The sequence below is a fragment of the Spiroplasma endosymbiont of Seladonia tumulorum genome (genome assembly GCF_964020235.1).
GTDB lineage: Bacteria > Bacillota_I > Bacilli_A > Mycoplasmatales > Mycoplasmataceae > Spiroplasma.
The window spans coordinates 923,632-935,479 of the sequence record NZ_OZ026545.1; the positions used below are offsets into that span (position 1 = coordinate 923,632).

The following is an 11,848-nucleotide window of genomic DNA, read 5'->3' on the forward strand; positions in this document are numbered from 1 at the left end:
ATTGACAAAGGAACTTATTTTAAATCAGTTTATCGTTGAAATGGTGAAGAACAAAATTTACCTGATTTAGTTGTTAATAATGATGGTAATATAAAAGTTAATTAATAATAAAAAGTCATTTATTAAAATGACTTTTTATATTTCTAATGTAATTAATGATAGTTTTTCATTGTTTTTATTAAATAATTCTAAATTATTAATATTAATTTCTTCTTTTATGGGTGGATAAAAAAATATTATATTATTTGATTTTTTTTAAAAATCAACAATTGCAATATTTGAATAAGATTTTTCATCTTCAACACCATTTTTTCAAAGATATCAGACATCATCTTCAATTAATATAAGATATGTATTTCTTTCCTTAACTCCACTAACTTTGATTTCAATAGGACAACTTTTAATTAATTTTAAATTTATATCTTTTCCTTCAATAGTTTTTTCATTTGATTTATCAACATAAATATTTATATCATAATTTCCATAACCCCATATACCAGATATTTCAATTTTAATTAAATTAAATAGTTTTGGATGCTTATCAAAAGTTATTTTAATATTATCCACAACTAATTTTTTAGTTATTCCCCCTCAATCTGCCTTAGAATAAAGCAATTTATATCATTGTGAAAAATAATTTAAATAATCTTCTATTTTTTGATTAGAAACAATTAAATTAGTTAAATACTTACCATATTCTCCATCTGATAGTTTAATTTCAGCAGGAATTAAAGACGGAATGTTATTTGTTTCTAATTCACTTGTTATTGATAGTCAATTAAAATAATTTACTTCTAATTGATAAATGGAGTTTTCTGAAATATCTTTGTTTTTAACAGTTACTTTAATTTTATTGTCTTTTTTGTTATTAACATTTCTTTGTTGTTTTAAATTTCAATCAGTAATTTGTCCAGTTTTTGGGTCAATAAATGGTTTATTTGGTTCATCAACACTATTTCAACAATAAACTGATTTAAAATAATTATCCGCTGTTTTTCATCAATAAACTCAACCATCGCCTATTATTTGCAAATTAACTTGTCCAAAACCTCTATTTTTTAAATTTAATACCCTTCCATTTCAATTATCAACAATTCTTTTTTCATTGTCACTTAAAAGAATATTATTTTCAAATTTAGAAATATGCCAATCATCATTTTTATTTACACGTGATATTACAAAATAATATCTATTATCCACCGTATTAAATGGTTGATCATTTGCGTAAACTTCTTTTCAATAATTTACTGGAACTGGTGGAACGGGGCCACTACCACTAAAATTAAAATACATTGAATTTAATTCAACTTTACAATTTTCAAATTTTCAATAATCTTCTTCTTTTCTTGGATTAGATATTAATTCAAAATAATAGGGAGAAAATAACTTAATATCATCATTATAACCCTTATTAATTGCATATTTACTATATGTGTAATTTGATAACATATAAATAATTTGTTTAAATATTTTGATAGTATTTTCATTAATAGATGTAGGCTTATCTAATTTTTAGTTTTCAAATAAACCATCAATGACATCTTCGGGTTTTTGTCCTTCAAATTTTTGGCGTAATTCTGCCGCTTTATTAATAGGATTGTTTTTTTCATCATATTTTGCTCCTTGAAATTTACGATCATAATTATAACGATATGTTAAATAATTTAATAATACTTTTTCTAAACCATTTTTGTTTACTAAACCTAAAATATCACCACCTTGAATATAATTTTTGGCAATACTTCACGGTAAAAAACTTTTGGTAAATCAATATTGAAATATTCGTACATTAGGATTTGTTTCAATTGGCATTGATAATAAAGGTACTAAACTAGCATTTTCAACAATTGAAGAAGGATAAGAATAAACACCATTCACATTGCCTCAGCATTTAATATTTCCAAATAACATTGATTTAGGATATTTAATTTCAATTCCAGTAAAGACAGTATCTTCGGGTAATGATTTATGTAATACTAAATGAATACTATTTTGATTTTTTCATTTAAAGTCAGTTATTTTAACTAAATGAGTAGATTTAATAATATCAACACCATCAGGTGAATAAGGGCGTTTGTATTCTTCAATGATATAACATTCATTTTTGTTGTCTTCGGTAATTGGTTCATTAATAGATACTATTTTTAAGTCATAGGATTCTAAAAATTTTTTGTCTTGTTTTGAAATATCATTAATTAAAATATCTTTTTCATCAATCATTACATAACTTGTGCTATTATCTTGGACTGTGGTATTTTGTTGAATTTGTAATTTAAAATTAAAATCACTAATTTCATAACCAGTTATTTTAATATATTCATCTTTGTCAATAAAACTTATTTAAACGCTATTTTGAGAGTAGTTTAAGATTGGTTTTTGCTTTGTCTTAACAAGATTATTAATTTTATAAATATAAAGGGTTCTAGCACGGTCTTCACTAAATAATTGTTCTAAATCGGGGTCGCTATACTGTGATTGAATAGCAAAATCTAACGGAATACTATCAATTGAATAATCAATTAGTTCATCATTTTCTGCTAATTTTGCTAACATTTTTTCAGATGGTTTTAACATTATTCTTGTTCTCCTTCTTCATTAGGAATATTGATAATAGTTTCGTTGTTTTTTAATTGTCTGTTTAAAGTAGCATTTACTGGTAAGCGAACATCAACAATTAACTCATCAATATTTTTAATATTGAATGTTCTACTATTTAAAACAGCATTATCATATTTAATTAACTTAATAATAAATTCAGTTAATTTAATCTCTCTAATGTATATCATTTGTTCGTATGATGCATTTGTTTGAATATTTACACCAGCAACTTCTGCCTGAGTTTGTTGGGCTCCCTTAGCAATGGCGGGAACATGATGTCGATTTATTTTATAGTAATTTGTTAATAATCAATCATATATTTTAGTTAATTGCTCACCTTTAAAATTACCAGCAATATAGTCTACTGGTTGAAAATTACTATCAGGGTCTCCTTCAACTAATAACAAGTCATTTTCAATAAATGAAGCTAGCATTTTACTAATTTCTTGGTCAACTACACCAGTCACGCCGTTAGTATTAATAGTAAATTTACCACTATTTAATAATGGATCTAACATTATCTTTTCAGCAATAATACCTAAAATACTAGCAAATTGTTTACCATAACGAGCAGAAGGCTCAAAATTAGGGTTATTAGGAATAATTTCAATTGGTATAAAATTAAGTGGTAATATTTCTTCTCTTTGTAAAGTTGTATAGTTATTTCATTTAGCATCATCAATATATAAGTCTGTAATAGTACTATATAATCGTGTTTTTAACTTTCTAATAACTTTAACTTGTTTAGTTACAGCATCAATCTCTAATTTTTCAGTAATAAAAATACTCTGGTCATTTTTAATATAAGAGTCATAATCAAAAGTACAAGATACTAAATTACCTAATTCATCATATTGGTCATTATAAAAATCAATAGTAATAAAATTAAGTTTTGAATTATTAGCAAAATAAAGTATGCACCCTTACCATTCTTATTAATTTTATATTCGTTATATCAATTTTTATTAGTAAAGTCTTGCATCTTTTAAAAGTTATTAATTAATTTAATATCTAATTGTTGATTAGCAAGTGGATTATAAATGCTAATTTCTAAATCTCGTGGATTTAAAAAATTAGCATTATCTTCACAAATTCTTTTTTCTAAAATCTCATTATGTTTTTGAACAGTAACATTTTTACGATTAGTAAAAGTTGATGCTAAATTAAGATAATAACTATCAATATCATATTCTTTTTTTAATTTCTTTTTTGCTGATAATAATCCCATTTATAACACCTCTTTATTTTGTTTCTTCTTTTTTAATAACATCTTCAATACTATCTTCTTTTTGTTTTTTGTTATGTGTTTTGATAAATCTAATTGTTTTAATAATCAAAACTATAATTCCAGCTCCGATAAGCATTGCTGAAACAATAACATATGCTGATCAAGAAATACCTAATGTTTTTTCTCCTATAAAACAAATAATAATTCCTGCGATAAAAAACAATGATGAAACTCCAAAGATTTTCAAAAACATAATTACATCTTTAATATTTACTTTTGGCATAAAATCATCTCCTTTCTAACTTACTTTTTTTCTTTCAATATATAATTTAGTCATTTTAGCAGCAGCATTTTTTGAATATATTATAATTTTTCCATTATTTCTTAATTGTGCAATTTGATTTTCATTACCAGTAGTTGTTATTCCACTTGATATATTTCCTGTAAATCCTTTATAAGTTGATAAATAAAAACTATTTAAAAATTGATTATTAACTTATACTTTATATTTATATTTATTTTTATTTCAATCTTTTATTTGATATTCACTAACATTAGGAGTTAAATCAGTAATATCTACAATTTCTCAATCACTACTTTTAATTTGATAATGTTCATTAATATATTTTGTAGTTGGTAATGTGTCATCAGTTATTTTTAATTATGATGTTGTACTTTTTTAATAATTTCAAAGTTAGCAGTTATATCATTATTTTTTAATGAAGGGTCTCAAATTTCTAATTCACCTGTTTTTTGATTAAATGAAGTGTTCGCTTTACCACTTTGAATAGGCATTAATTTAATTCCAATTTGTCGTGTTCTCATATAATTAACAAACTCACCGCCACTAGTTGGATCATCAATTGCTAATTCATCATTGTAACCGTTTGTTACAGATATTTTGCCTTTATTATTACCACCCTCAATAATAACAAAATCATTATGATTTAATGTTTTCATTATAGAATCTGGATTAATAATATTAGCAGTATTAGATTTTCAAACTTTATTAGTTTTATCATAAAAAATAGTATTATTATCAAAGGGAACATTTATTTCATTATTGTTATTTTTAACAATAGTTTTATTGTCAATCTTAGTTTTTTCTTTTTCTTTTAAAGCATCAACTTCTAATTGAGTATAATATGCTTCTAAATCAATCATTGTTAAATCAATACCTTTTTCTTGAAAAGTACGAAACATTTTCTTTAAAGTTGTTAAATTAACCAATGATTTTGCATAGGTAGACAATAGACCTTGTCAAGTAATCATAGGGTCATTTTGCGATGAATAATTAATATCACCAACACTCATATTTGCCGAAGTAAAAAATTCAATTGGAATGCGGTTAAATGTTCAATGCTCAATCGTAATAAACACCATATTAATACAAATTTTCTTTAATAATGGATCTTTAAATGTTTCAAACTTTAGTTTTGAAAATGGATAGTTTAAGTAAGAATTAATCATATTTTGGGCTCTTAAAGCAAATGTTTTAAATCATAATTCTACATCACCTTTAAAAAACTTATTATAACGAACTGGAACTTGTGTAATTTTACCTGTCATTGGAATAAAATTATTATAATTTTCCAAAGTAACATTTTGTCATAATTCATTTAACATTTAATCATCTCCTTATCATTTACTTTTTTTAGAATATATTTTCTTTAATATAAATTTTTTACTATTTAGTAATGTTTTTGTTTTAATTGTTTTGTTTAAATCTTGTTTTGTTCTGAGTTGTTTATATGCTTGAAATACTAGTCCATTACCTAACAAACTAGTAACCGCACTATCTTCTAGCGTATTTAACAATTTATCTTTATTAAAGTTATTTTTAAATTGTTCTTGCATTTTTAATATCTTAGCAATTGTCCGATATATTTTAAAACTATCTTTTACTACTTGCTGATAAACAAGTGGGGCAAAAGAAACTAAATTAAACAAACTTGTTTTTTTAAATCCCCAACCAATAAACCACTCACTGTTCATATAGAATTTAAACGGTTCAGGAGCCAAAACAAACTGTTCTGCTTTGATTAAAGTTGTCATAACGACAATAGGGACATATTTAGGATTTTTATAATATATTGTTAAAGCAACTTCACCCAAAACTGATAAAGGAACAATTTTAACTGCTAAAAAACATCAGAACCATAAGCAAAAGGTAATAATTGACCTTTTTTAATAGCCTTAGTTTCAAATTTAGATAATATTTTTTTAGTTTTATCAGTAATTTTACTAATTACTTTTTGTTTAATAGTAATTATTTGTTTTTCAATTGGGGCTAATAATTTTTTAGTTACTTTTTGAATATAAAAATTTGGGTTTAAATGATTTAAAATTTTATTTAATTTAATTGGTGTTTGATGAAAAATATTTAATAATTTATTATTATATATTTTACTGCCCCGCATTAAATTAGCATTTAATATTAGGTTTTTACCAACACCTTTTTTATGAAGATTAGTCATTATGTTATATCACTCATTAGTATTAATTTTGCTTATTTTATCAATATTTAATCCATATTCAGACAATCATTTATTAGCATTTATTTTATTTATGCGTGGTATTTTTTGAACTAATGTAGGACTTATTTTTTGAATATTTTTTTCAATTTTTAATAAATTATTAATTGTTTCTAATTTAGAAACTTTAAAACCCTTTTAAAAATCATTTCGGGCTAATTTTCCAATTGTATATAATAAAGTTTCATTATTAGCTTGTTTTGTAAAATCAAATATTAATTTATCAGATAAAATCTTTTTACCTCTAACTTGTCTTACAACATCTTCTAAATTATTAGCAGTTATTACACCTAATTTTTCAAGTAATTTAGTTTCTTTTGCTAATTTTAAAATTTTAGTTGTTCGAGCAGCACGCGTTAATTTTCCAATACCACCAATTGCTGGTAGCAAATTTAAGGCAGTACTTTTTACTGTCACTTCTGATGTTAATTTATCGTATATTTGATTTACGGCAAAATCGGTTGCTGTTTCTACTCCAAATGAGATAAATGCTGCGGCAAAATTAGATAATCCCGCACCAAGACCAACAGCCGAAGCAATACCACCAGTTAAAACTGATAAACCAAGAGCTAAAACTTGAATTCCTAAAAATTCTAATAACTGTAAACCAAAATTTTTTTCTTGTTGTTGGATTGACAATCTAGTTGAATTTTTTTAACAGCATAAATAAGGGTTGTTTTAGATGTTCCAATTGGCATATATATCAAACGAAAAAGTACTATTTTTTAGTACTATTAAGAATTTTTAATTTTAACATCAATCGGAGATGTTTGACCAGTAACGTTGTTTTTACCTTCAATTTGAACAGAAACAGTTTTATCATTTGTAATATTAATTGGTCAGTTTTCACCTTTACTTTCAATAAAGTAATCAAAATCACTTTCAGTTAAAGAACTATTTACTGCTTTTACTGCTTTTAAAACAACATCTTTAAATTGTGATTTTAACTGTTCTGCTGTTGCTTTTGTTGGGTCTGCAACATGAATAGTTGGTTTATCTATTTTATTAATATCAATTTTTGAAACAATATGTTTAATAATTCCCTTAGGTTCAACTACTGCCCCACCTAAATATAAAACTCTTTCCATAATCAAAGTATTACCCATTCCAGTACCTAACGCAGCAGCACCAACCCTTAGCGGAGTATGGTCTTTTTTGCGTAAGATAAGAGAGTCATATTTTTTACTAAATTTAAAGGCAATTGCATTAACACCATCTGGTAATAGAGTAATTGTTCCTTCTGAACCATCTTTATTAATAATTGGTAATTTTTTAGGAACCATATAATATGTTGTTCCTTCAACAGTTTTCATTGCTCCGCTTGTTTCAATTACATTGTTTATTTGGTCATTTGCTCCAAGTTGTAACTGTAATTTATTACGAATTTCACGAATAAAATCAGCCGAACCCAAGACAACTGTTTCTGATGGGGTAAATCCATTTTCATATATTTTATCCATAATTTCATCGTGAATTTGTAAAGCATTAGTATCATCTGCTTTTTGGCCTTGAATGGTTGTAACTACTCCTTTATTAATAATTTCTAAAATTTTATTACGTTTATAAGCAACCTCAGTATCCATTGCTTGTTCAATATCAGCCGCCCAAAGATTAGGATTAAAATCACTTTCTACAGGGTCTAATTTACGAGCAAAAGTTAAAATTGTATCTAATTCAACAATTCCATCATCAAATTCTACTTCTGAATAATTTAATAATTTATCATCAGTATTAAATACTTTCCCATCTTTACCAGAACCTTCATTATATTTAATATTTTTCTTTCTTTTATATCTAAACTAAATTTACTTGCATCTTTTCATGCAAATAATGCTTTTCAACTAAATTTTTGTTGATAAGTTTGTAAATATCATTGTTCAAATGTTTCTCGATCTCGTTTTGTTGCTTGATTAGCAATATCTCCAAAAATTCTTTGTGGGTTTTGTGCCATAATTTACTTCCTTCTTTCTATTTATTAAATACATTGTCTGTATCTAAAATATTGTTTTCTTTGTTTATTACTTTTGGTACGCCCCCAGTATTAACTGTTTGTACCTTAATTAATTCATCATAAACACTTTGCAAGTGTGTTTTAAAGATTTCAATATCATCAGTAATATCATAAGATTTTAATAAAACATTTTTAAATTCTTCATTATCAGTTAAAGAATTAATAAAGTCAATTACTTCAATTTGTGAAGTTAATTCAGTATTTTTTGTTTGTAGTTCGTTGATTTGCTGATTACTATTTTCTAAATTAATTGCATTAAATTCTTCAACTTCAGCAGTATTTTCTAAAATAATTTCAGCAGTTTTAATATCTAAACTACCATCTTCATTTTTAATAGGTTCACTATTTTCATTAATAAGAACATATTTTACATTTTTTAATGCCATTGTTTTTCCTCCTATTTTTTAATATTTGTATTTGTTCTTTTTCTAATCGCTTTTTGTATAATTTCAAAACTGTCTACTCTAAAAGACAAAAAATAGCGTTTAGTTTTTATATTTAACTGATTAAATACTGAGCCTTTAATTTTTATCTCATCATCTTTTTTTAATTTCAAAAACTCAGTTAAAATAGATGGGTTATATATTGATAATGTTGAGTAATTTAATCCTTCTCACTGACATTTAGCCAAACAAGCATCAACTTCAACACCACCAGCAACCAGTGCCTTAATCTTAGTTTTAATCGGATTTTCATGTAATCTAACAGTTAATTCTAACTTATTAACTTTTTTATTTTTTATTTTAGATTTATTAGTTATTGATTTTTTAGGTAAATTACTTTTTGTTTGTGCCATTTTTATCAACTCCTTTTGCTAAAAAATACTGTAAATGTTTTCAAGCATCGTGTTCGTACTCTGACATTTTAATATTTCCTTTATAAATATAATTTTTCTTAATGACTGGTGATTGTAAAATATATTTTAAATTAAATAGATATTTGCATAAAACTTTTAAACCACCAATAAATTTAGGAGTAAATAATGGATTTTTTATTTTTAAACCCTTATGAAGTTGATAATCTTCAATTATTACAATAACTTTATTTAAATAAGAACAAATTTTATTTTTAAACTCATTTAATATTAAATACATATTATTTATTGCTTCTTCTTCATTTTTGGAATTAAAAGTAATATTATTAATTATTTTCTTTTGCAAAACATTATAAATAATAATACCAGTTTGTCCAATTCCAGCAGGGTCAATTGCAATAATATATTTTAATTTATTTGTTTTATTTTTTTATCAATTTGTAATATTTTTCATCCATCGGATGCTAAATCTAAAATATCGTTAATTTTATAATATTGCATATATGAAACAATAACATCTCACTTGTCTTTAAATAAATTTAAGTACATTTTGGCTCATTTTAAACATTGCAAATCATAATGCTTTTTATGATGTGAAATACGACAATTAATAGGTTGACAATTAACTCAATCAAATGATGTTGTTATTTCATTTCAAGTTTTATTAATATATTTACTTTTATATTCTGTCATTTATCTATACTCCTTAATTCTTTTTATTTGTTGCTCAAATTTCATCATTAATATCATTCACTGTTACCAGATAAGCTTGTATCATTAATTCTTGTAATTTATTTTTAATTTTTTTATTTCATTTTTTCATCAAATATTTTCTTTTCTGTAAAAAAAACATAATATTCCTTTATTGGTTAATATTTTGATATTTAGTAAATAATTTATTTTAATATTTAATTACTTCGCCGCCCGCTCTACTTTGAAGGTGAGCGGGAGCGGATAGGATATTTTGATAGAGTTTACCCCCATACGGAAATAAACAAAAAACAGTTTACCCAGTTATTAATTACGCTTCATCCATCCCTAGACAACTTTATATAAAGAAAATAACCTTTTGGAATTCCAACCCTCTTGTTTTTTTAGTGTCCGATATTGTTTTTTTCGGTTTAACAGCACTTTTTTATGAAAACAAGCCAAAAAACACATGCTCTGACATTTCACAAGTGATTAATCTTGTCGAGAATTAAAGAAATAAATAGGAGAGTAAATCCAATCGCTTTCACACTTTCTTTAAGACTTCGTGCCATAGATGAGTTATCCATCTTTAAGCATCAAAAAATATTAAGTTTTAAAGATTGAATTTTGGATTAATCGTTAGATAGTATCTTTATTTTTTTATCTCATTATCTTTTTTAATTCTTTGTTTATTAAATATATTTTTTAGTAATTATATTTAACAATTAACTAGCAACTAAATAAAACAATTATTCAAAATTTTTTAAGAAAAGAAAGGATGGATTTTTCTGAAAAAACATATTTTATTAAGTGTAAAAGATACTATCTAACGATTAATCCAATAAATATAAGTATTTTTTACAAAATAAAAAGCACTTTATTCTTTTTCAATAAAGTGCTACATTTGCATTTACAATTTACAGGTAATTATTATTTGCTTCAATTTCAATTTGGTTTTTGTTTTGATTATAAACTGTATTTTCAGCAAAAAAATGTTCATAAACCTTCTGTGCTGAATTATATTTTAAATAACCTTGTAAAATCTTAAAATTGTATTTTGTTTGTTTACTAATTATCATCGTTGTTGTTGGAATTAAAAGATGCTGATTATTAAAAAATGTTCATAATTTTGCTATTTTAGTATGAAAATCAATTGGAAAATCGATTATATCTAAAGAATTGAAAACACTTAAACCACGTAATACAAATAAACTAGTTATTTTTACTCCACTTATTTTTGGTGGAATTAATTAAAAATAATTAGCAAAAATATCATAAAAAGTTTTAAATTTTTTTTGTTTTTCATCGTAATTTTTATATTGAAGGATTCCGAACAATTTTTTTGTTTGTTTAAGAAAGTCTTTCTTATAATTAAAATTTAAATAAAATTCTTGATAAGAATTTTTTGTTACTAAATCATTGTCCCGAAGATTAGGTGCATTAATAACTAAACTAATTTTATTTGTTTTATTCATATCAAAACACTGGGCTGGAATAATAACTTTTCCTCATTTTGAGTATTCCACTTGTGTTTGTGATATTTTTAAAATTGTTGAACTAGCGGTTGCTTGTAATTCCGTTGTGATTTGACATTATTTTTTATTATTAATATTTCAATATACTTTTAACATTGAAAAATTAAAATTAAATTGAAAAAAACATTTTTTAAAACATCAAGCAATTTGGTGTTTGGTTCGTGGTCAGTTTTATATGCTGTTGTTAATTTACCAGTTGGAGTAAACCATGGTTTTAAATTGCCAATATTAGGACGAATATAAAAAGCATAGGCTTTATTATTATCACCATTATCAAAAGCAAAAAAAGGAATTGTTAAATCTAATGCTAAATTAATTTTATTATTAGAAGCAAACTGAAAAGAATTATAAACTGCTAATGGCTCTTCAATAAAATTTTGATTAAACAAATAAAAACCTCCTTTACAATTGAAATTTTTCAAAAATAAAAGAGATTTC

Annotated in this window: 19 protein-coding genes; all 19 read right to left on the bottom strand. The window is 24.3% G+C overall.

Features of this window, described 5'->3' with window-relative positions; genetic code table 4:
- Positions 1 to 255: 255 nt before the first annotated feature.
- The 19 genes from AACL22_RS05885 to AACL22_RS05975 all read right to left on the bottom strand — a co-directional run bounded on the left by AACL22_RS05885 (position 256) and on the right by AACL22_RS05975 (position 11,799).
- A complete protein-coding gene (locus AACL22_RS05885; protein ID WP_338990359.1) occupies positions 256 to 1,449 on the bottom strand; it encodes a hypothetical protein in 1,194 nt (397 codons plus the stop codon).
- Between the two features lie 63 nt (positions 1,450 to 1,512).
- On the bottom strand, positions 1,513 to 2,220 hold the full coding sequence (locus AACL22_RS05890) for a hypothetical protein (RefSeq protein WP_338990361.1): 708 nt from the start codon (positions 2,218 to 2,220) through the stop codon (positions 1,513 to 1,515).
- A gap of 120 nt (positions 2,221 to 2,340) precedes the next feature.
- Entirely contained in the window at positions 2,341 to 2,574 is a 234-nt protein-coding gene (locus AACL22_RS05895) for a hypothetical protein (RefSeq protein WP_338990363.1), read from the bottom strand.
- Positions 2,574 to 3,116: a hypothetical protein gene (locus AACL22_RS05900; RefSeq protein WP_338990365.1), complete on the bottom strand. Its 543-nt coding sequence runs from the start codon at positions 3,114 to 3,116 to the stop codon at positions 2,574 to 2,576. The genes AACL22_RS05895 and AACL22_RS05900 overlap by 1 nt, the downstream gene beginning before the upstream one ends.
- Positions 3,117 to 3,583: 467 nt before the next feature.
- A complete protein-coding gene (locus AACL22_RS05905) occupies positions 3,584 to 3,826 on the bottom strand; it encodes a hypothetical protein (RefSeq protein ID WP_338990367.1) in 243 nt (80 codons plus the stop codon).
- 13 nt (positions 3,827 to 3,839) lie between these two features.
- Entirely contained in the window at positions 3,840 to 4,109 is a 270-nt protein-coding gene (locus AACL22_RS05910; protein ID WP_338990369.1) for a hypothetical protein, read from the bottom strand.
- A gap of 374 nt (positions 4,110 to 4,483) precedes the next feature.
- Positions 4,484 to 5,452, bottom strand: a complete 969-nt coding sequence (locus AACL22_RS05915) for a hypothetical protein (protein ID WP_338990370.1) — start codon at positions 5,450 to 5,452, stop codon at positions 4,484 to 4,486.
- 12 nt (positions 5,453 to 5,464) lie between these two features.
- Entirely contained in the window at positions 5,465 to 5,941 is a 477-nt protein-coding gene (locus AACL22_RS05920) for a hypothetical protein (RefSeq protein WP_338990372.1), read from the bottom strand.
- A gap of 26 nt (positions 5,942 to 5,967) precedes the next feature.
- Complete coding sequence (locus AACL22_RS05925) at positions 5,968 to 6,369, bottom strand: hypothetical protein (RefSeq protein WP_338990374.1); 402 nt, start codon at positions 6,367 to 6,369, stop codon at positions 5,968 to 5,970.
- A gap of 129 nt (positions 6,370 to 6,498) precedes the next feature.
- On the bottom strand, positions 6,499 to 6,999 hold the full coding sequence (locus tag AACL22_RS05930; protein WP_338990376.1) for a hypothetical protein: 501 nt from the start codon (positions 6,997 to 6,999) through the stop codon (positions 6,499 to 6,501).
- 95 nt (positions 7,000 to 7,094) lie between these two features.
- Entirely contained in the window at positions 7,095 to 7,943 is an 849-nt protein-coding gene (locus AACL22_RS05935) for a hypothetical protein (RefSeq protein ID WP_338990378.1), read from the bottom strand.
- Between the two features lie 128 nt (positions 7,944 to 8,071).
- Entirely contained in the window at positions 8,072 to 8,311 is a 240-nt protein-coding gene (locus AACL22_RS05940; protein ID WP_338990380.1) for a hypothetical protein, read from the bottom strand.
- A gap of 17 nt (positions 8,312 to 8,328) precedes the next feature.
- The gene (locus AACL22_RS05945; protein ID WP_338990382.1) at positions 8,329 to 8,757 is read right to left on the bottom strand and encodes a hypothetical protein; all 429 of its coding nucleotides are present in this window, start codon (positions 8,755 to 8,757) and stop codon (positions 8,329 to 8,331) included.
- 11 nt (positions 8,758 to 8,768) lie between these two features.
- A complete protein-coding gene (locus tag AACL22_RS05950) occupies positions 8,769 to 9,167 on the bottom strand; it encodes a hypothetical protein (protein ID WP_338990383.1) in 399 nt (132 codons plus the stop codon).
- The gene (locus AACL22_RS05955) at positions 9,148 to 9,531 is read right to left on the bottom strand and encodes a hypothetical protein (protein ID WP_338990384.1); all 384 of its coding nucleotides are present in this window, start codon (positions 9,529 to 9,531) and stop codon (positions 9,148 to 9,150) included. The genes AACL22_RS05950 and AACL22_RS05955 overlap by 20 nt, the downstream gene beginning before the upstream one ends.
- A gap of 62 nt (positions 9,532 to 9,593) precedes the next feature.
- Positions 9,594 to 9,878: a hypothetical protein gene (locus tag AACL22_RS05960; RefSeq protein ID WP_338990386.1), complete on the bottom strand. Its 285-nt coding sequence runs from the start codon at positions 9,876 to 9,878 to the stop codon at positions 9,594 to 9,596.
- Positions 9,879 to 10,792: 914 nt separating this feature from the next.
- Positions 10,793 to 10,954: a hypothetical protein gene (locus AACL22_RS05965; protein ID WP_338990387.1), complete on the bottom strand. Its 162-nt coding sequence runs from the start codon at positions 10,952 to 10,954 to the stop codon at positions 10,793 to 10,795.
- 171 nt (positions 10,955 to 11,125) lie between these two features.
- Positions 11,126 to 11,350, bottom strand: coding sequence for a hypothetical protein (locus AACL22_RS05970; protein WP_338990389.1), 225 nt, complete (start codon positions 11,348 to 11,350; stop codon positions 11,126 to 11,128).
- 149 nt (positions 11,351 to 11,499) lie between these two features.
- Positions 11,500 to 11,799, bottom strand: coding sequence for a hypothetical protein (locus tag AACL22_RS05975; RefSeq protein WP_338990391.1), 300 nt, complete (start codon positions 11,797 to 11,799; stop codon positions 11,500 to 11,502).
- Between the last annotated feature and the right edge of the window lie 49 nt (positions 11,800 to 11,848).